Raw genomic sequence first — 20,639 nt, 5'->3', positions numbered from 1 at the left:
AGCTCCACCGGGCACAGCTGAACGCCCCACCAGGCGGAAAGCAGCTTCTGGTCCTCCTCGGTGTCCGTCCGGCGCCCGTACGCCGACGGGACTCCCGCCCTCTCCCACCAAGACTGCTCGCTCAGCTCAACGAGACCCCGGGCGGGGAAGCGAAGACCAGGGCGGTCACGCAGCGTTACACGCCACCCGGCCACAGCTCTACGAAAGCAGGACCTACGATGAGGCCCGTGAGTGCCGACAAGAAGTGCCCAGAGCCGCCGAAGAGGCTGCGTCCGCATGGGCTTCTTGTCCTGGCCGTACTCCTCGGGCTGCTGGGCATGCACGCCATGGCGCCCGTATCTGCGATCGCGCAGCCGAGCGGCTCGAACCAGCCTGCGGCTGTGATGCTCGACGCGACCGGGCACTGTGATCACGACTGCTCGGGTCACGAAGGACAGGGCGACCACGCCGATCCGACGTGCGCCTCCGCCGCTGTCGGGGCCTCGGTCTCGCTGCCCGCGCCCCAGCCCACGGTGATCTGCCCCGCCGAGCCGACCGCGGGCCTCGCCACCCCGCACACCTTCTCAGCCGGCCGAGGCCGTACCCCTCCGTCGCTGTCCGAACTTCAACTCCTGCGGATCTAGGAAGCGCCCGCGGCGCCGTACCCCGTGTGGCCCGTCCACCGGGCGAGGCGGCGCGCACCGGCATACCTTCCAGAACAAACGCAGGAGTCACGCATGAACACGCACCGCAAGCTGATCCGCCGTACCGTCCTCGTCGCCGCCGCCACCGGCGTCGCCGCCCTGGTGCTCGCCGCGTGTGGCGGCAGCGCCGGCGGACACGACATGGGATCCATGGGAACGGGGTCCTCGGCTCCCGCCACCAGCGCGCCCGCGACGGCCGGTGACCACAACGCGGCCGATGTCTCCTTCTCGAAGGAGATGATCCAGCATCACCGCCAGGCCGTGGAGATGGCCGAGCTGGCCGACACCAGGGCCTCGTCCGCGGAGGCGAAGGACCTGGCCGCGAAGATCAAGGGCGCCCAGGACCCCGAGATCAAGACCATGTCCGGCTGGCTCACCTCGTGGGGCGAGGAGGTCCCGGCCGACATGACGGGCATGGGCCACGACATGTCGAACGGCATGCCCGGCTCGATGAGCAAAGCGGACATGGACGAGCTCATGCAGGCCAAGGGTGCCGAGTTCGACAAGATGTTCGCCGAGATGATGATCAAGCACCACGAGGGTGCCATCGAGATGGCCAAGAAGCTGAAGGCGGAGGGCAAGTACGGCCCCGCCCTCAAGATGGCCGATGACGTGATCAAGGCCCAGACGGCCGAGATCGAGCAGATGAACAAGATGCTCGGCAAGAGCTGACCGAAGCCCGGTCGGCACGTGCGGGGCACGGCAGGAATGTTCCGGCCGTGCCCTGCAGTCGTGCCTACGTGCGTGGAAGAACGCGCATCACGAGTCCGGCGGCGGGTTTCGGGCCGAACGAGGTGGACTTGCGGGGCAGGAGAACGCCCTGCTCCGCGAGGCCTCGTACGCCGTCCTCGGTGGGGGCCGGCAGGAGTACGGCGGTGCCGGTGCCCTGGGAGGTCACGGCGGCGAGAGCCCGATCGGCGTCGTGCATGTGGACGACCGTGCCGGGCAGGTCGGGTATGGACCAGCAGCCCTGGATGAGGAGTCGGTCGGTGACGGCTGCGGGCTGGGCCTGCCACTCGGTCGGCAGTCCGGCCAGCGCCTCGGACAGAGCGGACGGCTGCGGTTGCGTCACGATCCAGGCGCGTCCTTCGCCGACGAGCAAGAGTTCGCCGGTCCGGGGTAGACGTGGCCCGGACGGAAGAGGCCGGACGCGCGCGACGCCGGACGCCGCTCGCGCGGCCTTCTCCGCGTCCAGACCCGGCAGGACACGATGGATCGCCTGCAGACGCAAAGGTGTTGATGTCGAGTCGATGAGCAGCGCCAGGCTGCGATGCCAGGACAGGCCGTCGTGCCACCGGCTCATTCGTCGGCAGGCCGCCAGGCGATGGTGGCCGTCGGCGAGGAGCGGGGCCCGGTCTCCGCCGAGGCCGGCGGTGAGGAGGGCCTGGTCGGCGGGGTCGGTGCACTGCCAGAGGCAGTGTGTGACGCCGCCGAGTTGGGCGGCGGCGACGCGTGGGTGTTCGGCGACCCACTCCGCCAGTCGGCGGCCGGTCCCTTCGACGGAACGGTGGGTGAGCAGCAGCGGCTCCAACTGGGCTCGCAGGCCGGACATGTGGGCGGCGCGCTGCCGCACGACGTGTTCCCGCACGTCCTCGTGGGGGATGACGGGACCGGCGTGGGCACCGGAGACGGCGAGTTCGCCGATGAGGCCGCGCTGGAGGATCCGGGGGCCGAGCCGTTGCTCGTAGACGTACAGGGAGGGCTCGGGGTCGCGGCGCAGGACTCCGCGCTCCAGCCAGCGTTGCAGCTGGCCGGCGGTGTCCTGGGGATCGGGGGAGTAGAGCAGGCGGGCTATGTGGTGGGGCCGGGCCCGCTGGGCGCGGGCGTGGGCGGGGCTCATGTCGTCGTACGGGGCGCTGAGGACGGCGGAGAGCCGGCCGGCCTGCGCCGGGTCGTATCGGACGGCGCGGAACGGAAGGAGCCGCACGGTGGTTCGTGCCTTCCGCGACGGGACGGTCGTCAAGGTTCACTCCCGAATGGGGGCATGGCGGTAGAGGGGGCGGGCGCTTCGTGGGCGCCCGCCCCCTGCCGTTGGTGTCAGGTCAGACGGCCACGGGTTCCGGCCGGGTCTTGGTCGGTGGCTCGGCGAGGCGGCCGGTGCGGTGCAGGCCGTACAGGGCGGCGGTGCACGCCAGGCCCAGCACGGTCAGCGCCAGCCAGGGCAGTGCGGAAAGGCCGGCCTTCCGGGCGGCGTCGAGCGCGGCTCCGGTCAGCAGGTTGCCGAGGGTGATGCCGACCCCGCAGATGGTGTTGTAAAGGCCGTAGTGCGTGGCGACGAGGCGGTCTCCGGAGAGACGGACGATGGTGTCCATCTCGAAGGGGTACGCGATCATCGTGCCGATCGCCAGGAGCAGCGCCGCGAGCGTCGGCGGCACGGAGGCGAGGAGCCACAGGCCGATGCCTTCGCCCGGCACGGGCACCGCCGTGGCGACGAGCAGGGGCACGAACGCCACGCCCATGGTGAGCAGACCCCAGGTGAGGGCGCGCCCCGGCTCCATGCGGGCCTTGCACCAGGCGGTCACCTTGGTCTGGAAGAGGATGGTGCTCAGCCCGGACACCGCGAACAGGACGGCGACGGCCGCCGTGCCGAAGGTGCCTTCGCCGCCGATCCGTCGCACCTCCAGGGGAAGGGCCAGGTAGACCTGGAAGGACATGACGTACGAGCCGATCATGGCCACGGAGAAGAGCAGGAACGGGCGGTTGGCGAGAATGCCGCGCCACTCGGCGAGCACACTCGCCCCCTCCTTCTCCTTCGTCACCTTGGCCCGGCGGGCAGGGAGGGCGCGGATCTGCACCACGCTCAGCACGGCGAAGGTGCCGGCGGCGACGAGGCACGTGACGCGGAAGTCGACCCCGGTCAGCACCATGCCCACGAGCGGCCCGAGCAGGATGCCCGCCTGGTAGAAGACGTTGAAGAGAGCGAACGCCTCCACCCTGCGCTCACCGGCGTCGGCGGCGAGGTAGGCGCGGGTGGCCGGGTTGAACAGCGCGCCGGCCAGGCCCGTCGCCGCGGAGGCGGCGATCAGCGCGGGCACGGAGTCCACCAGGCCCAGGGTCGCGAAGCCGGCCGTGCGCAGGACGAGACCGGCGATGATCATCGGCTTGTAGCCGAGCCGGTCGGCGAGGGTGCCGCCGACCAGGAACATGCCCTGCTGGCTGAAGTTGCGTACGCCGAGGATGAGGCCGACCAGCCAGCCGGCGAGGCCCAGGGGCCCGGCGAGGTGGGCGGCGAGGTAGGGCATCAGCATGTAGAAGCCGAGGTTGATGGTGAACTGGTTCACCATCAACAGCCGCACGCTGAGTTCGTACGAGCGGAACTGGGAGAAGGTGCCCTTCATCAGACCCGCTCCTCCGCGGCGTCCGCGAGGCCGGCGTCGTCGGCGTGGCCGTCCTCGGCTCCGGCCGAGCCCTCATCGGCGAGTGTGAGCGGGTCGACGACGGTGGCGCACCGGGTCCAGCGAGTGACCTCCTTCTCGTCCAGGCGGCCGATGACCTCCGGCTCGGGCGCGGGCGGGTTGTCGAGGAGTCCGTGGGCGGCGCAGTAGTCGTCGTCGTACACCGTGCCGAGGTAGCGCTGCGGCCCGTCGGGGAAGACCGCCGCGATCCTCGTCTCCTTCGGGAGCGAACGGGCGAGCCAGCCGGAGACGAGAGCGACGGCGCCGACGCTCCAACCGCCCGTGGCGTAGTGCGAGGTGGCGAGCTGCCGGCAGGTCCGCACCGCCTCGCTCGGCGCCACCCAGTGCACCTCGTCGAACCGGTCGTACGCGACGTTGCGCGGGTAGATGCTGGACCCGAGGCCGCGCATCAGCCGCGGCCGGGCCGGCTGGCCGAAGATCGTGGAGCCGATGGTGTCGACCCCGACCAGGGTCAGGTCCGGGTAGAGCTGGCGCAGGACGCGGGAGACGCCGGCCGAGTGCCCGCCGGTGCCCACGCTGCACACCAGGACGTCGATGTGTCCCAGTTCGGCGGCGAGTTCGAGGGCGAGCGGGGTGTACGCGGTGGTGTTGTCGGGGTTGTTGTACTGGTCCGGGCACCAGGACCCGGGGTGCTGTTCGAGGAGCTGGGCGACGCGGTCGCGGCGGGCCTGCTGCCAGCCGCCGGTGGGGTGCGGCTCGGAGACCACGTTGACCTGGGCTCCGTACGCGGTGAGCAGCCGGGTCATGGACATCTCCAGGCCCGGGTCGGTGACCAGGGTGACGGGGTGTCCGTAGACCATGCCGGCGAGGGCGAGGCCGAGTCCGAGCGTGCCGCTGGTGGACTCGATGATCCGTGCGCCGGGGCGCAGGTCGCCCCGGGCGCGGGCCCGCTCGACCATGTGGAGACCCGGGCGGTCCTTGATGCCGCCGGGGTTGAAGCCCTCCAGCTTCGCCCAGAAACCGCGGCCCGCCGGGGCGAGCGGCTCCGAGACGCGGAGGAGAGGAGTGTTGCCTACCAGCCCGGACAGGGCGGAGCGGGTGGGGGGTGTGACGTCGGTGGTCGAGGAATGCATGATTCCGCTCTCATTTCGGTGTGCGTATCGGGTACTCGTTCGAGGGCCGTCCGCGTCGTGCGCGGCCGGGAGTCGAACGGTCTAGATGCGCCACCGGCAGACGCGGATCTGCGTCGACCGACCGGAACTGGCTATGGGTGCCGCACCGTCGGCCGTCGGCTGTGGCTGAGGTCCGAGGGCGTGCGGGTAGTCGCCGAAGGAGGTGGCGAGTGCGCTGGTGTCAGGCGCGTGCCGTGCCGTGAAGAGGAGCTGAGGCGCGAGGCCCGGTGAAGAGCAGCCGGCCTGGTGGTCGTGGTGCTGATGCTGTGGGCCTCGGTGGTCGTTGTGGCCGAGGTCGACGTCGAGTTCGAGACCGGCTGTGACGGCCGTGACGGCGGCTCTGCCGACCTGGTGGTGTACGGCGTCGCCGAGGGGCGTGAAGCAGAGGGCTGCCGACAACAGGAGTGCGCCGACGACAGCGGCGAGTAAGGGGTTGCGGGGGCGGCGTGGCACAGTTCCTCCGGGCGGCAGTACCTCTGGGTCCCATGAAGGCAGGACGGAGCGGTATCCGCGGCAAATCAGGGGTGTGGGGGTGATGCGCGTCCTTTGTCTACTCCCGGGCGCGAGTGCGCGTGGCCGCAGGGAGCGAGACGCGGGGCGTTCTACACCTGAAGGACTGTCGAGGCTCTGGGCGCGGCCGTCGGCGCAGTGGTCGCCGCGGCCATGTCGGCATTGGTTCGGGGACAGGGCCCGGCAGAGCAGGGCGCATCGGCCTGTCGCGCGGAACACGGCGTATTGGGTGCCGGTGTTCCCTCTGGCGGCCTTGGCGAGCATTCATGTGCCGGGTGTACCGGACCGTGGTCGCCGGAGCTTCCCTCGATCTCAATGCTGTGGGAAAGGCTGGTCATGGCGGGCGACGCGGCAACCGCGGCCTCGTCCACGTTCACTCCGTGCCCGGCCAGGAGGCCGAACAGGAGTGCGGCCAGGCCGAGTAGACGCCGCAGACCCGCCGAACGGCGGGATTGCGGCGCACGCGAGCGCGACCGGGCTGTAATCACGCCGTTATCTTAACCATCCCTTCCGGGTGGTTCGGAATTCCATCCGAAACATGGCGTGAATAAGTCGTTGAGGACCTCGGTTGATTGTCCGATTTGGAGGGGCCGGTCAGGGTCTTTACTAAGAAACTAAGAAATAAATTTACGCCTCAACAATGTGCCCGTGGCGAGTTCTGCCTCGCCCCCAGGCAGCGCTCGGTGCGTGGATCGGTGTGTGTCGGGTCGGCACTGTGCGCCGCGCCCAGTGCCAGCACGGCGACGCGGTGGTCCGACTGGACGAGCGTGACGCGTAGCGGCGTTCCCGAGCCGCCGCTCAGGGCGTAGTCGTACACGACCGGCGAGTCCGGGCCGTGGCCGTCCCCGGAAGTCCGGGATCCGTGCCATCCGCACCGCGCCAGTGCCTTGGCCGCCTCGCCGACGCTCCGCCGTGCCGCGTCTTCGGTGGGGAAGCCGACGATCCGGTGCTGAGCCGTGGCGCGACCCTGGCCGCTGTACGTGCGGACGATCTGGTCCCTCGCGCTCGATCCGGAGAACCAGACGAGGGTGCACGGGTGGGTGCCCTGGCTCGGCAGGGTCGCGGTCGACCCGTCCCCGGTCATGACCGCCCGCCACCGGTACGTCGCGTTCCACGGCAGGGCCGCTGGGGAGAGCAGGGCTCTGGGTGCCAGCCCGCGATCCGCGCCGGAGGAAGGCAGGATGGAGGCCGCTGCGACCAGCTGGCCGTCTGCCAGCCCTGATTGCGCCGAGACGCGTGCGTCCGTGGGGTCGGGGAGGATCCACCAGCCGGCCGTGAGCGCCACGGCGACGGCGACGGTCCCCACTCCCGCGCGACGGCGGGCACGGCGCCGGACCGCGCGGAGGCGCACGTCCACGACTCCGCCGGCGGGGGCGACCAGGGGATCGACCTCGGTCGCGAACTCTTGGAGCCGCGAATCCAGTTCACTGGCGAGAGGTATGGACCTGCCGTCATTCATGGGGATACGCCTCCTGTCGAGGCCGGTACGGTGCGACCGCCCGCGGGCGGACCCGCGCTGGAGGTGCAGGCAGGGCGGTGTCGGAAAGATGGCTGTTCAGGATGCGCCGGGCGCGCATGAGGCGCGAGCGTACCGCCGTGCTGGTCGAATCGGTCTGCCGGGCCACCTCGTCCACGGGCAGGTCGACGAGATGATGAAGGACGACCGCGCGTCGCTGCTCGGGGGAGAGGCGCCGGAGCGCCGCGACCAGGGCCACGTGGTCCGGGTCGAGACCGGGAACGTCCGCGGGCGGGCCGTGTCGGAAGTGAGCCTTCACGCGGTTGCGGGCCCGTCGCCACGAACTCACCGCCAGCCGCAGGGCGACCGTCCGCACCCAGGGGGTGGGATCTCCTTGCTCGGCCAGCTCTTTCCAGCGCGGCCAGGCTCGCGCGTATGCCTCCTGCACGGCGTCCTCCGCCTCGGCGATGTCACCGGTGACCGCGTACACGACCACGACCATGCGCCGCACGCTGTCCGCGTAGAACCTCTCGAAGTCCCGCTCGGTGGAGTCGTGCAAGGGAGCGCTCATCAGCCGCCCGCTCCTCGTTCCCCTCGGCGTCGGCCGAGCACTCCCAGCCGCCGGCGCAGCGGTGCGAGCAGGGCGTCCACCTCGCGCACGCCGAGAGGGCGGGCGAGCAGCAGCACGGACAGACCGATGCACGCCGCACCCGCCAGCAGCGCACCGCCGTCGACGAGCGGCCCGCCGCCCAGCACACTGACGCTCAGCCGGTCGACGGCGAGCGCCGCCCCGGCACCCGGCAGGCACGCGACCGCGAGCCGTACGTGCGTACCGAGCGTGCCCTCGAAGCCCCGCCCCAGACGACGCCGTAGCACCGTTGCCGTACACGCGAGTCCGATCGTGCACGCGACGGCGTACGCCCCGGCGATCCCGACCACGGCCCAGCGCGCCGGCAGCAGTGCGTACGCGGCCAGCGACAGGCCCGTGTTGAGACCGGCGATCACGAGGGTGAGGAAGAACGGCGTACGGGTGTCACCCAGTGCGTAGAAGCCACGGGCGAGTACGTACTGCGCGGAGAACGCCGCGAGGCCGGGAGCGAAAGCGGCGAGGACCCAGCCGATCGCCTGCGCGTCGGCCTCGGTGACCTGTCCGTACTGGTAGGCCACGCCTGTCAGGCGAGGTGCGAGGAGCAGGAAGACAATGCCGGCGGGGACGATCGCCACCGCCGTGGTCTTCAGGCAGCGGGTGAGCTCCGCGCCGATCCGGCCGGGGTCGCCGTCGACCGCCGCGCGGCTTATGACCGGCAGCAGGGCCGTCACCAGGGAGACCGTGATGATGCCCTGCGGGACGACCCACAGCTGGTACGCGCTGCTGTACGCCGTGTACCCGACACCCGCCGCGATGCCCTCTGCGTCCGCCCGCAGCCCGGCCGTCGTCGTGAGCCGGGTCACCACCCAGTACGCGACCTGGTTCACGAGCACGAGCAGCAGCGTCCACACCGCGGCCCGCACCGGCCGGCCGAGTCCCGCCTGGCGCCAGTCGAACCGCGGGCGCCACCGGAATCCCGCCGACCGCAGGGCGGGCAGCAGGGCGAGCGCTTGCATCGCGATCCCCGCCGTGCTGCCGATCCCGAGCAGGAGCAGCTGTCCCTCGGTGACCGCGCCGGCTCCGGTCGCCGTCGCGGCCACCACCAGGTAGATCCCGAAGACGGCGATCACGACGACGTTGTTGAGGACCGGCGTCCACATCATCGCGCCGAGCCGGCCCCGGGCGTTGAGTACCTGACCGAGCACGGTGAAGGCGCCGTAGAAGAGGATCTGCGGCAGGCAGTAGCGGGCCAGGGCCACCGTGAGATCGCGCTGGGCGCCGCTGTAGTCCGTGTACGCCGTGACGATCCAGGGCGACGCGAGCACGGCCACCGTGGTGATCGCGGTGAGCGCGACCAGGCAGAGGGTGATGAGCCGGTCGGTGTACGCGACCCCGCCGTCCTCGTGTTCCTTCGCGGCACGCACCAGCTCGGGTACGAAGACCGAGTTGAGGGCCCCGCCCATGAGCAGGATGTAGACGATGTTCGGCACGGTGTTGGCGACGTTGTAGGCGTCTGCGAGCAGGGCCGTCCCCAGTGCTGCGACGACCACCGCGCTCCGTACGAAACCCGTGGTCCGGGAGACGAGCGAGCCGAGCATCATCGACGCCCTGCCCCGCCCGCTGCCCGCGTCCGCCTTTCGGGCATCGACACCGGCTCCCGCCGGCCTTGTCCGCGTCACGCCGCACCTGCCTGCGAGCCGGTTCCGCGGATCCCGGCGAAATCGTCTGCCACATTCCGGCGCCGCCGGGCGTGCATGAGACAGGCGGGCATCTCCCGCCGCCCTCCCGCAGGGGGCGCAAGGACCAGAACGAGGAGACCTTCGACATGGCTGTCGCCGAGGTGCAGATGACCCACCGTGCCGGTGCCCTTCAGATCGTGCCCACGACCGCTGAGCAGCACCTGGCCCACCTCGACTCCCTCTCGGGACGTGCGGAGGGCGACCAGGTCAGCTTCCTTCAGCTGCCGTCCTGGAGTGCAGTCAAGGACGGATGGCGGGCCGAGAGCCTCGGCTGGCTCGACGGCACGGGCGGCTTGCGCGGTGCCGTCCAGGTGCTGTATCGGCAGCTGCCGGGCACCCGGCGGTACTTCGCCTACATCCCCGAGGGGCCGGTGCTCGACTGGGCGGACCCGGCGCTGATGGACGTCCTCCAGCTGCTCCTTGACCACCTGCGGGCGGCCGGCGCCTTCGCCGTACGCATGGGGCCGCCGCTGGCGTACCGCCGCTGGAGGGCCGCGACGCTCAAGGCGGCCGTCGGCCAGGGGCGCCGGGTCGGCGACGTGCTGCCGGACGTGGTCGAGCCGGTCGGGGCCGCCGTCACGGACCGGCTGCGGGCGGCCGGCTGGCGGCGCTGCGGGGACGAGGGTGGTGCAGGCGACGCCCAGCCCCGCTACCTGTTCGAGCTTCCCCTGGCCGGCCGGAGCACGGACGACCTGTGGTCCGGCTTCAACCAGGAGTGGCGGCGCAACATCAAGAAGGCGACGAAGGCCGGGGTGGAGACCTACCTTGGCACCGGCGAGGACCTTCCCACGTTCCACGACCTGCTCCAGGCCACCGAGCGGCGTGACGGCTTCCGCCTCGGACGGTCGCTCCCGTACTTCCAGCGGCAGTATCGGGAGCTCAACGCGGAGGAGACCGGCCGCATGCGGCTCTACCTCGCGCGCCACGACGGCGAGGTGCTCGCCGCCCACACCATGATCGCGGCGGGTCGGCGCGCCTGGTACCAGACCGGGGCCTCCGCAGACCACCGCCGCGAGGTCAGGCCGAGCAACGCCCTGCAGTGGCGACTGATCCGCGACGCCCTCTCCCTGGGCGCCGCCGTCTACGACATGCGGGGCGTGCCGGACATCCTCGATCCCGCCGAGCGGTCCTTCGGGCTGATGCGCTGGAAGCTCGGCACCGGGGGCGAGGTGGTCGAGACCCTCGGCGAGTGGGAACTGCCCCTGCAGGGCGCGGTGAACAGGACCCTGCACCGAGCCATGCAGGCGTACCTGTCGCGCCGCTGAGGCCACCCCGGGGGTGAGTCGATCGGTCATGGGTGAACCCTAATCGATACTTCTAAGTCGTTTAGAAGCATGGTGGTGGGTTGGTGCGGCATTCGATACCTTGACCTGGACAAGTCAATCGACGGCAAGCGGAAGCCGGTGGGAATCCGGCACGGTCGCGCCACTGTGTGCCCGGCGGCAGCCGCTCATCTCCTGAGCGGCGCGGCTCGGCGCCGGTCTCGTGGCCGGCCTACTCGCCCTCGTCGTCGCCTACTTCCTCGGCGAGCCACCGACCGAGGCCGGCATCGCCTACGAGGCGGCGCACAGCCAGGAGGAGGGCGCGGAGCTGGTCAGCCGTGCGGCCCAGTCCACCACCGGCCTCGCGACCGGCGTCCTCGTCTACGCCGTCGGCATCGGCGGAATCGCGGCACTCGCGTACTGATTCGCCCTGGGCCGGATCGGCGCTTTCGGGCCCCGCGCGACGGCGGCGCTGCTGACCCTCGGCGGCCTGCTCGCCTTCTATGTCGTGCCGTTCCTCAAGTACCCGGCCAACCCGCCGGCGGTCAGCGACCCGGCCACGATCAGCCAGCGCACCACCCTTTACCTGCTCATGGTGGTGCTCAGCGTGCTGCTCGCCGTCTCCGCCGTGATCCTCGGCAAGCGGCTCGCGCCCCGTCTGGGCAACTGGAACGCGTCGGTCGTGGCAGGGGCGTTCTTCGTGCTCGCCGTCGGACTCGCGTACGCCTTCCTGCCCGCCGTCAACGAGATGCCGAAGGACTTCCCGGCCGCCGTCGTCTGGCAGTTCAGGATCTCGGCGCTCGCGATCCAGGCCACGCTGTGGGCCGGATTCGGCCTCGTCTTCGGCGTCCTGGCCGAGCGGCTGCTGCAGCCGCGCGAGTCCGGCGCGCGGACCGGGGCCGTGGAGCCGGGGGCGGCGGTCGCGCCCTCGTCCTGACGCCTGCCCACGTGAGAGGGGGCGCCGGTCTCGGACCCGCGCCCCCTCTGCTGTGTGCGTCAGCCGATGCGTACGCCCCACATGAAGGGCATGCCGCTGCGGGCGATGGACTCGTAGCGGACCTGTGCGCCGGGCTTGGGGGCGTGGAGGATCTGGCCGTTGCCGGCGTAGAAGCCGACGTGGCTGAGATCGCTGCGCATGATGATCAGGTCGCCGGGCTTCAGGGCGCTCAGGGAGTTGATGCGCGTTCCGGCACTGGCCTGGGCTTGGGAGGTGCGCGGTATCGTCACGCCGGCCTGGCGGTACGCCCAGGAGGTAAGGCCGGAGCAGTCGAACGAGGCCGGGCCGCTCGCGCCCCAGACGTACGGCATGCCGACCCGGCTCTTGGCGGCGGCGAACGCGGCGGCGGCGCGCTCGGAGGCACTGGCTTCGTTGCCGAGCTCGACGCGCGCGCTCGCGCGGTTGGCCCGGTCCTCCTCTTCCGCGATCCGGGCGCGCTCCTTCGCCGAGAGGGTGTTGAGGAGGCGCTGGGCCTCGCGCAGCTTGCCCTGGATCTCCGTCTTCCGGTTGCCCAGTTCTTTCTGTACGGAGTCGAGGTCGCGCAGTTTCTCGGAGGCTTCCCTGCGCTGCTGCTGGAGCGCCCGCTGCTGGGATTGGAACTGCTGTAGTACGGCGGCCTGCCGCTCGCCGGCCCGGTCCAGGGCGGACGCCTTCTCCAGGTACGTGTCGGGGTCCTCGGAGAGGAACAGCTGGAGGGCCGGGTCGAGGCCGCCCGAACGGTACTGGCCGGCGGCCACCGTGCCGATTCGGTCACGGAGTTCGTTCAGCTCGCCCTGCTTGCGCGCCGCCGCGTCCTGGAGGCCCGCCACCTCCTTCTTGAGCGCGTCGGCCTTCTCCTTGGCCCCGTTGTACTTCTCGGTGGCCTGGGTCGCCTGTTCGTAGAGGCGGTCGACCTGTGCCTTGACGCCCTTCTTGTTCGGGTCGGGCAGGGGGTCGGCAGAGGCCGCCTGCGTGGACAGGGCCACGGCCGCCGCGGCGGTGGCGGTCAGGACGCCCGTGTAGCGCGGACTGGACTGCTTCGGGCGGCGATGGGAGGCCACGGCGGAGCTCCTTCTTCCTCGACCGCCGACGGACTGGGCGTACAGCGGCCACGGCGGCGTCTCCGTCGCCGCCCCGGATGGGCGACCGGCTGTGCGAAGACTTCGGGAATACTAAGCTGCTTAGAGACTAAGGCTCAACGAGGGTGCCTCCGGCGAGGTGTGAGTGGCGCCACACCGAGGGTGGGGCGTGGTTGTGGAGTCGGTCCTTCGCGACATGGATGTGGGCACGTGGGCAGAGCGGACCCTCCACGAGGAGGCCGAGCGGGAGGGCAACGGGCTCGCCGCCTGGGAAGCGGCGTCAGGACGGGGTGGCTATAAAGGCAGCAGTTGCGGCTGCTTCGGCTCCAGGGGCTCGTCGGAGGGCCTGCCGAGCAGGTGCTGGCCGATCCAGGGCAGGAAGTGCTCCTTGGGGTCGCGCGCCGTTCGCATCTTCTTGAAAGGACAACCGTTTGGCCGGCTATATCGAGGATCGTTGGCTCAAAAAGAAGAAGGATCCGGTCACCGGGAGAAGGGAGAAGACTGCTCGCCACGGTAAGGGCAAGCGGTACAAGGTCGCCGGCATACCTGGGGTGCGAGACCGATCCTTTGATGTGCTGGAGGACGCCAAGGCGTGGCTACGCCGGGCAGCCACGGATGAGGAGCGAGGCGAGTTCGTAGACCCGCGCGACGGGTCCATCACGCTGGCCGAGTACATCGAGACGCACTGGGCGCCAGGGCGTGGAGGTGCTCCGAAGACCCCGGACAGTCAGGAGCGGAGAACACGTCTCCATATCGTCCCGCACCTGGGCCAGCTTCCGCTCAGGAGCATCGCCGCAACGGATCTGCGGGCGTTCATAACCAAGTTGGAGTCGACAGTCTCGTCAGTCGACTATCAGCGCGGCATCCTGTCCGAGCCTTCCTCCATTCTGGAAGCTGCCGTCGACGACAAGCGCCTCGCGCGCAACCCGACGCACGCGAAATCTGTGCGGTGGCCCAAGTCGCCACGGGAGCGGCGCGACGCGTGGCCGATGGGTACGGTACTGCGAGTCCGCGATGCCATCAGCGAGCGGAACAGGATCGCCGTCGTAGTCGGCCTGGGGTGCGGACTCCGCCAGGGCGAGGTGTTCGGGCTGAGTCCGGAGGACATCGACTATGAACGCGGCATGCTTCACGTTCGGCGCCAAGTGCAGGCGATTCACGGAAGGCTGTACTTCGCCCTGCCGAAGGGGAAGAAGATCCGAACGGTGGATCTGCCTCCGTCGGTGGCCGAGGAACTGAAGCGTCACATCGAAGCGTTCCCGCCGGTAGAGGTGGAGCTGCCGTGGGGGAAGCCGGAGGGGGAGAGGGAGAAGTTCTCCCTGCTGCTCACCACGCGCTTCGGCAACGCCGTCGCGGTGAACACATGGAACACCTACACCTGGAAGCCGGCCCTGGCCAAGGCCGGCGTCATCCCGCCACGCGCCGAGGGGCGAAAGCCTGGCAGTGGGCGGCGGCCCCGAAGGACGGTTTCCACGTGCTTCGGCACACCTACGCCTCGATCATGGTGGAAGCCGGAGAGTCCGTCGTGACCCTGGCTCGGTGGCTCGGACACTCCTCGCCGGCGATCACCCTCGGTTACTATGCTCACTTCATGCCGGAAGCCGGCAGCAAGGGGCGCGGCACCATCGACGGTCTGCTTGGGGAGTGGGGAGACCGGCCCGCCGGCCGAAACTCCCCAGATTCTCCCCAGCGCCGTTGACCGGTGATTCCCGCCTCTTCGCCCCGGAGAAGTCGTACTTGGATTGCAAGGCTGAAGAGATGGGTGGCCTGGGAAAGTGTTGGAAGAGGTCGTAGCGACCCGCTATGTCACGCCCTTGCGTGAGGGCGGCTCGCTCCCGGGGATCGTCGAGGCCGACGATCTCGGCACGTACGTCATGAAGTTCACCGGAGCCGGGCAGGGTCGCAAGACGCTCGTCGCCGAGGTCGTCTGCGGGCAGCTGGGCCGCAGTCTGGGGTTGCGGGTCCCGGAGCTGGTGGGGATCCAGCTCGATCCGGTCATCGGTCTTTCCGAGCCCGACCAGGAGGTGCAGGAGCTGCTCAAGGCGAGCGGTGGTCTCAACCTGGGGATGGACTTCCTGCCCGGGTCGCTGGGCTTCGACCCGCTGGCGTACGAGGTGGACGCCGCGGAAGCGGGCCGGGTGGTCTGGTTCGACGCGCTGATCAACAATGTCGACCGGTCCTGGCGGAATCCCAACATGCTGGTCTGGCACAGCGACCTGTGGCTGATCGATCACGGCGCCACCATGATCTGGCACCACAACTGGCCGGGAGTCGGTGCCTCGACGGCCAAGCCCTACGACGCGTCGGACCATGCTCTCGCTCCCTTCCGCCCCGATGTCGCCGCTGCCGCGGCCGACCTGGCGCCACGGGTCACCGAAGAACTGCTGACCCGGGTCGCCGCGGACGTGCCGGATGAATGGCTGGTCGACGAGCCGGGATTCGACTCCGCCGACGCCGTACGGCGCGCCTATGTCGAGGCGCTGCTCTCGCGCGCCACCACCATCCATGAGCGGATCACCCTGGGCGCGCCGTCCGCGTCACGGCCGTCGCAGGCGCCCGGCTGGCTGACCGAGCAGGTGAAACCCTGGCCGCACCCCACCAGGAAGGACAGCGACGGAGTGAAAGGCGGCGGGCGGTGAACGGCGCTGGAGAGCGGGACGTGTTCGAGTACGCGCTGCTGCGTGTCGTGCCCCGGGTCGAGCGGGGAGAGTACTTCAACGCGGGGGTGGTGGTGTACTGCCGTGCCAGGTCCTTCGTGTCGGCGCGTACCCATCTGGACGAGGTGAAGCTGAGAGCGCTCGACCCGCGGGCGGACGTCACCGGTGTCCGGGCCGCGCTCCAGGCCGTCGAAGGTGTGTGCCGGGGCGGCGAGGATGCGGGGCAGGCGGCCCGTGACGATGCCGGACGGCGTTTCCGCTGGTTGATCGCGCCGCGTTCCACGGTGGTCCAGCCGGGGCCCGTGCACACGGGTCTGACCGCCGACCCGGAAGCCGAGGTCGAGCGGTTGCTCGATGTGCTGGTGCGCTGAACGCCCGCGCGGTGGAGGTGAACCCGGAGCCGGAATGCGGGGGGTGCGTTGACACCGGGTGTCAGGGCTTCTAGCGTCTCGTCCAGCTGAAGGTACTAAGCGGTCGCTCATTCCTTCCGGGGCGTGCCGGGCGGCCGTGTGCATCGTTCATCGTTTTGCGGGATCCAAGGGCGAGGAGAGCCAACCATGTCCAGCACCGAGCAGCGCGTTGCCATCGTGACGGGAGCGGCGCGCGGCATTGGCGCCGCCACCGCCGTACGCCTGGCGGCCGAAGGCCGTGCCGTCGCCGTACTCGACCTCGACGAGGCGGCCTGCAAGGACACCGTCGAGAAGATCACCGCGGCCGGCGGCAAGGCGGTCGCCGTGGGCTGCGACGTCTCGGACTCCGCCCAGGTCGAGGCGGCGGTGGCCAGGGTGGCCGCCGAACTCGGCGCGCCCACCATCCTCGTCAACAACGCCGGGGTGCTGCGGGACAACCTGCTCTTCAAGATGAGTGAGTCGGACTGGGACATCGTGATGAACGTGCACCTGAAGGGCGCGTTCCTGATGGCCAAGGCCTGCCAGAAGCACATGGTGGACGCCGGTTTCGGTCGGATCGTCTCGCTGTCCTCCAGCTCCGCGCTGGGCAACCGCGGCCAGGCCAACTACTCCGCGGTCAAGGCGGGCCTCCAGGGCCTCACCAAGACCCTGGCCAAGGAGCTCGGCAAGTTCGGTGTGACCGCCAACGCGGTGGCCCCCGGCTTCATCGTCACCGAGATGACGGCGCAGACCGCCGCCCGCGTCGGCATGGGCTTCGAGGAGTTCCAGGCCGCCGCCGCCACCCAGATCCCGGTACAGCGGGTCGGCCGGCCGGAGGACGTCGCCAACGCCATCGCCTTCTTCACCGGCGACGACGCGGGATTCATCTCCGGCCAGGTCATGTACGTGGCCGGCGGCCCGCTCAACTGACCTGGAGGCAGCGATGACGACTCAGGTACTTCCGCCGCTCTCCGGAAAGGCCGCACTGGTCACGGGCGGCAGCCGGGGGATCGGCTACGGGGTCGCCGAGGCGCTGGTCGCCCGCGGTGACCAGGTGTGCATCACCGGCCGCAACGAGGACTCACTCAAGGAGGCCGTCGAGAGGCTCGGTGTCGAGCGGGTGATCGCCGTCGCGGGCAAGGCCCACGACGAGGAGCACCAGGCCGTCGCCGTCGAGCGGGTCATGGACGCCTTCGGGCGGGTGGACTTCCTCGTCAACAACGCCGGCACCAACCCTGTCTTCGGGCCGATGGCCGAGCTCGATCTCGCGGTGGCCCGCAAGGTGTACGAGACCAATGTGATCTCCGCGCTGGGTTTCGCCCAGCAGACCTGGCGGGTGTGGCAGAAGGAGCACGGCGGCGCGATCGTGAACATCGCCTCGGTCGCCGGAGTCTCTGCTTCGCCGTTCGTCGGGGCGTACGGGATGAGCAAGGCGGCGATGATCAACCTGACTCTTCAGCTGGCGCATGAATTCGCGCCGACGGTCCGAGTCAATGCGATCGCCCCCGCCGTGGTCAAGACAAAGTTTGCGGAAGCGTTGTACGAGGGCCGGGAGGCGGAAGCGGCAGCCGCTTATCCCATGGGCAGGCTGGGCGTTCCCCGTGACATCGGTGGCGCCGCGGCCTTTCTCACCTCGGATCAGTCGGATTGGATCACGGGGCAGACACTCGTGGTGGACGGCGGTATCTTCCTCAATGCCGGAGTCCATTGAGTCGTTTTATGTCTGAATGGACATGGATTGCCATAAGTGCCCCGCCGGACCACTCCGTTGATCCGGCGGGGCACTGCGGTATGGTTCGCCGACCCATGGCTGAACGAGGAGCGTGTGCACGTGTTCAACCGGACGATGCTGCGGGCCGCCGCGGCCATTGCGTCCATATCCCTGGTAGCGGGATGCGGTCTCTTCTCCGACGATGACGCCGATGGGGCGAAGCCGGTGGTCGTCGGCACCACGAGTGAGCCCAGCACGCTCGATCCCGCCGCCGCGTGGGACGGCTCCTGGGAGCTGTACCGGAACGTGTTCCAGACACTGCTGAGCTTCCCCACCGGAAGCACCAGCCCGCAGCCCGACGCCGCGGAGAGCTGCCAGTTCACGGATGACACCAGTACGACATACACGTGCACGCTCCGCGAAGGCCTCACCTTCTCCAACGGTCACAAACTGGACGCCGCTGCGGTCAAGTACTCCATCGACCGGATCAAGAAGATCAACGTCAAGGGCGGTCCTGCCGGACTGCTCGGATCGCTGAGCTCGGTCCAGACGGAAGGCGACCGGAACATCACCTTCCGGCTTTCCAAGTCCGATGCCACTTTCCCGTTCATCCTCGCCACCCCCGCGATGTCGCTCGTCGACCCGGCGGAATATCCGGCGGGTGCGCTGCGTGAGGACGGCAAACTCACCGGCTCGGGTCCTTACACCCTGGACTCCTACGCTGAGGGCGACCGGGCCGAGCTGAAGAAGAACGCGAGCTACCGCGGCTTCGCCGACCGCAAGAACGAGGCGGTCACCATTCGCTACTTCCAGGATTCGGAAGTGCTGGTGAACGCTCTCAAGAAGCAGGAGATCGATGTCACCAACCGCGGTCTGACCGCGGAGGAGGTCACCTCCCTCCAGGAGAAGAAGCCGGAGAACGACGGGATCCAGGTCGTCGAGACCGTCGGTGCCGACATCCGCTACCTGGTCTTCAATCCCAAGGATCCGGCCTCGGCGAAGCTGCCGGTACGCAAGGCGGTCGCCCAGCTCATCGACCGCGAGGCGCTGGTGGCCAAGGTCTACAACGGCACCGCTGAGCCGCTGTACTCCATGGTCCCGAAGGGCATCGCAGGCCACACCACCAGCTTCTTCGACACCTTCGGTGATCCGAACGTCGCCGAGGCACGACGGATCCTCGACAAGGCCGGGATCGAGACACCGGTCAGGCTGACGTTCTGGTTCACCACGGATCGCTACGGCTCCTCCACGGCTCTCGAGTTCGCGGAGATCAAGAAGCAGCTCGAAGAGTCCGGCCTGTTCGAGATCACCTTGCAGAGCAAGCCCTGGAAGGAGTTCCAGGAAGGCTACAAGAACGGTCAGTACCCGGTGTTCGGCCGAGGCTGGTTCCCCGACTTCCCGGACCCGGACAACTTCATCGCGCCGTTCGTCGGCAAGGAGAACGCGCTCGGCACTCCCTACGACAGCCCGGAGATCGCCGAACAGCTCACGCTGTCCCGCAAGGAGAGCGACCGCGGATCGGTGTCGGTGTCCAACCAGTTCGAGACGGCCCAGCAGGTCTTGGTGCAGGACGTCCGGCTGCTTCCGCTGTGGCAGGGCAAGCTGCACATCGCCGCCAGCAGCGAGATCGCGGGCTGTGAGCAGGCACTCGACCCGCAGACGATCATGCAGGTGTGGACGCTGGAGCGGAAGACCAGCTGGTAGCGGTCCCTGTCGGGTCCGGTTCCCCGGCACCGGGCCCGATTGTCAGTGGCCGACGGTAGGTTCTGTGGACGAGAACAGAACGCTCACCGGAGGTTGTTGACGTGACCGACACCGACATGCTGCCCGAGTCCTGGCGCGGCGTCCTCGGCGAGGAGCTCCAGAAGCCCTACTTCAAGGAGCTCATGGACTTCGTCGAGGACGAGCGCGCCAAGGGGCCGGTGTATCCGCCGCGCGAAGAGGTCTTCGCGGCGCTGGACGCCACGCCCTTCGACCGGGTCAAGGTGCTGATCCTCGGCCAGGATCCGTACCACGGTGAGGGCCAGGGGCACGGCCTGTGCTTCTCGGTCCGTCCGGGCGTCAGGACCCCGCCCTCGCTCAGGAACATCTACAAGGAGATGAAGGAAGAGCTCGGGCACCCCGTTCCGGACAACGGCTATCTGATGTCCTGGGCGCAGCAGGGCGTGCTCCTGCTGAACGCGGTCCTGACGGTGCGGTCCGGTGAGGCCAACTCCCACAAGGGCAAGGGCTGGGAGAAGTTCACGGACGCCGTGATCAGCGCAGTCGCCTCGCGGCCCGACCCGGCGGTGTTCGTGCTCTGGGGGAACTACGCCCAGAAGAAGCTGCCGCTGATCGACCAGGAGCGCCATGTGGTGGTGAAGGGCGCGCACCCCTCTCCGCTGTCCGCGAAGAAGTTCTTCGGCTCCCAGCCCTTCACCCTGATAAACGAGGCGGTGGCGGCGCAGGGGCATGAAGCGATCGACTGGCGGATCCCCGACCTGGGCTGAGGCGGCCGACGACGGCAGGCGCGCCGCCGTCCTGTCGACGGGCAGGCTCGGAGTCCGCTCCGAGCCTGCGCCGGGTATTGCGGGTAGCGTCGGGATCACCCGTGTCAAGGCGTTGGAGGCCCCAGTGAGCGAGCAGCAGGGTGAGACGCCGGATGACGCCGTCATGACCAGGATCGGGCAGACGGTCATGCTGCTCCATGCCGGAGACCGCGAGGAGGCGCGCAATCGCTTCGGGGAGCTGTGGCAGCAGATCGGGGAGTGCGGGCCCGCGCTGCACCGCTGCACCCTCGCGCACTACATGGCGGACACCCAGGACGATCCGGGCGACGAACTCGCCTGGGACCTGCGGGCGCTGTCAGCGGCGCGGGGGCTGGCCTGCGAGGCGGCGTTCCATCCGGCCCTGCACCTCAACCTGGCCGCCGACTATCTGAAGCTCCAGCGCCTTGACGCGGCCAGGGCCCATCTCGACCGGGCCAGGGTCGCCTCAGCCGTGCTGTCGGACGACCCATACGGTCAGGGGGTCCGTGCCGCGATCACTCGGCTGGAGGGCCTGCTGGCGGGGGATTGAGGG

The 20,639-nt window shown here is 69.6% G+C and carries 20 protein-coding genes and 1 pseudogene; 14 read left to right on the top strand and 7 right to left on the bottom strand.

Annotated elements, in window-relative coordinates; genetic code table 11:
* The first annotated feature begins 227 nt into the window (after positions 1-227).
* Positions 228-623: a DUF6153 family protein gene (locus tag V1460_RS21800; protein WP_338675313.1), complete on the top strand. Its 396-nt coding sequence runs from the start codon at positions 228-230 to the stop codon at positions 621-623.
* A 93-nt stretch (positions 624-716) separates the two neighbouring features.
* Positions 717-1,355, top strand: a complete 639-nt coding sequence (locus tag V1460_RS21795) for a DUF305 domain-containing protein (RefSeq protein WP_338675312.1) — start codon at positions 717-719, stop codon at positions 1,353-1,355.
* Between the two features lie 64 nt (positions 1,356-1,419).
* Here the strand turns inward: V1460_RS21795 and V1460_RS21790 are convergent, their stop codons facing one another.
* The 3 genes from V1460_RS21790 to V1460_RS21780 form a co-directional block, all read right to left on the bottom strand.
* Positions 1,420-2,646, bottom strand: coding sequence for a DUF1015 domain-containing protein (locus V1460_RS21790; RefSeq protein ID WP_338675311.1), 1,227 nt, complete (start codon positions 2,644-2,646; stop codon positions 1,420-1,422).
* Positions 2,647-2,725: 79 nt separating this feature from the next.
* Complete coding sequence (locus V1460_RS21785) at positions 2,726-4,021, bottom strand: MFS transporter (protein ID WP_338675310.1); 1,296 nt, start codon at positions 4,019-4,021, stop codon at positions 2,726-2,728.
* On the bottom strand, positions 4,021-5,172 hold the full coding sequence (locus V1460_RS21780; protein ID WP_338675309.1) for a PLP-dependent cysteine synthase family protein: 1,152 nt from the start codon (positions 5,170-5,172) through the stop codon (positions 4,021-4,023). The genes V1460_RS21785 and V1460_RS21780 overlap by 1 nt, the downstream gene beginning before the upstream one ends.
* 285 nt (positions 5,173-5,457) lie before the next feature.
* On the opposite strand from V1460_RS21780, the gene V1460_RS21775 reads away from it, so the two are divergent.
* Positions 5,458-5,640: a hypothetical protein gene (locus V1460_RS21775; protein ID WP_338675308.1), complete on the top strand. Its 183-nt coding sequence runs from the start codon at positions 5,458-5,460 to the stop codon at positions 5,638-5,640.
* 715 nt (positions 5,641-6,355) lie between these two features.
* Here the strand turns inward: V1460_RS21775 and V1460_RS21770 are convergent.
* Genes V1460_RS21770 through murJ form a run of 3 tightly spaced genes read right to left on the bottom strand, consistent with a single transcriptional unit; the run spans position 6,356 to position 9,445 of the window.
* Positions 6,356-7,180 (bottom strand): hypothetical protein, encoded by an 825-nt coding sequence (locus V1460_RS21770; protein WP_338675307.1) that lies wholly within the window; start codon positions 7,178-7,180, stop codon positions 6,356-6,358.
* Positions 7,173-7,748, bottom strand: a complete 576-nt coding sequence (locus V1460_RS21765) for a SigE family RNA polymerase sigma factor (protein ID WP_338675306.1) — start codon at positions 7,746-7,748, stop codon at positions 7,173-7,175. Before V1460_RS21765 ends, V1460_RS21770 begins: the two co-directional genes overlap by 8 nt.
* Positions 7,748-9,445 (bottom strand): murein biosynthesis integral membrane protein MurJ, encoded by a 1,698-nt coding sequence (murJ, locus tag V1460_RS21760; RefSeq protein ID WP_407077505.1) that lies wholly within the window; start codon positions 9,443-9,445, stop codon positions 7,748-7,750. Before murJ ends, V1460_RS21765 begins: the two co-directional genes overlap by 1 nt.
* A 146-nt stretch (positions 9,446-9,591) precedes the next feature.
* Here murJ and V1460_RS21755 point away from each other — a divergent pair, with 146 nt between their 5' ends.
* Complete coding sequence (locus V1460_RS21755; protein ID WP_338678142.1) at positions 9,592-10,770, top strand: peptidoglycan bridge formation glycyltransferase FemA/FemB family protein; 1,179 nt, start codon at positions 9,592-9,594, stop codon at positions 10,768-10,770.
* A gap of 211 nt (positions 10,771-10,981) precedes the next feature.
* Positions 10,982-11,704 (top strand): annotated as a pseudogene (locus V1460_RS21750) (CbtA family protein); the annotation flags it as partial.
* Positions 11,705-11,763: 59 nt separating this feature from the next.
* Here V1460_RS21750 and V1460_RS21745 read toward each other — a convergent pair.
* Positions 11,764-12,804: an NlpC/P60 family protein gene (locus V1460_RS21745; protein WP_338675305.1), complete on the bottom strand. Its 1,041-nt coding sequence runs from the start codon at positions 12,802-12,804 to the stop codon at positions 11,764-11,766.
* A 449-nt stretch (positions 12,805-13,253) separates the two neighbouring features.
* Between V1460_RS21745 and V1460_RS21740 the strand changes: the two genes are divergently transcribed.
* From V1460_RS21740 to V1460_RS21700, 9 genes are all read left to right on the top strand, one after another.
* Positions 13,254-14,351, top strand: a complete 1,098-nt coding sequence (locus V1460_RS21740) for a site-specific integrase (RefSeq protein ID WP_338675304.1) — start codon at positions 13,254-13,256, stop codon at positions 14,349-14,351.
* Positions 14,324-14,521, top strand: a complete 198-nt coding sequence (locus V1460_RS21735; RefSeq protein WP_338675303.1) for an integrase — start codon at positions 14,324-14,326, stop codon at positions 14,519-14,521. The genes V1460_RS21740 and V1460_RS21735 overlap by 28 nt, the downstream gene beginning before the upstream one ends.
* Positions 14,522-14,597: 76 nt before the next feature.
* The gene (locus tag V1460_RS21730) at positions 14,598-15,461 is read left to right on the top strand and encodes a HipA family kinase (protein WP_338675302.1); all 864 of its coding nucleotides are present in this window, start codon (positions 14,598-14,600) and stop codon (positions 15,459-15,461) included.
* A complete protein-coding gene (locus V1460_RS21725; RefSeq protein ID WP_338675301.1) occupies positions 15,458-15,850 on the top strand; it encodes a DUF3037 domain-containing protein in 393 nt (130 codons plus the stop codon). The genes V1460_RS21730 and V1460_RS21725 overlap by 4 nt, the downstream gene beginning before the upstream one ends.
* 186 nt (positions 15,851-16,036) lie before the next feature.
* Positions 16,037-16,798: a 3-oxoacyl-ACP reductase FabG gene (gene fabG / locus V1460_RS21720; protein ID WP_338675300.1), complete on the top strand. Its 762-nt coding sequence runs from the start codon at positions 16,037-16,039 to the stop codon at positions 16,796-16,798.
* Positions 16,799-16,811: 13 nt separating this feature from the next.
* Positions 16,812-17,579, top strand: a complete 768-nt coding sequence (locus tag V1460_RS21715) for an SDR family oxidoreductase (protein WP_338675299.1) — start codon at positions 16,812-16,814, stop codon at positions 17,577-17,579.
* A 120-nt stretch (positions 17,580-17,699) separates the two neighbouring features.
* Positions 17,700-19,283 (top strand): ABC transporter substrate-binding protein, encoded by a 1,584-nt coding sequence (locus V1460_RS21710; RefSeq protein WP_338678141.1) that lies wholly within the window; start codon positions 17,700-17,702, stop codon positions 19,281-19,283.
* Positions 19,284-19,384: 101 nt separating this feature from the next.
* Entirely contained in the window at positions 19,385-20,068 is a 684-nt protein-coding gene (ung, locus tag V1460_RS21705; RefSeq protein WP_338675298.1) for a uracil-DNA glycosylase, read from the top strand.
* A gap of 163 nt (positions 20,069-20,231) precedes the next feature.
* Positions 20,232-20,636, top strand: a complete 405-nt coding sequence (locus V1460_RS21700; RefSeq protein ID WP_407077631.1) for a hypothetical protein — start codon at positions 20,232-20,234, stop codon at positions 20,634-20,636.
* Positions 20,637-20,639 lie beyond the last annotated feature (3 nt).

Source organism: Streptomyces sp. SCSIO 30461, assembly GCF_037023745.1.
In the GTDB taxonomy this organism is placed as follows: Bacteria; Actinomycetota; Actinomycetes; order Streptomycetales; family Streptomycetaceae; genus Streptomyces.
Note: the sequence above shows the minus strand (reverse complement) of the source record. Positions and strands in the feature narration are given on the sequence as shown.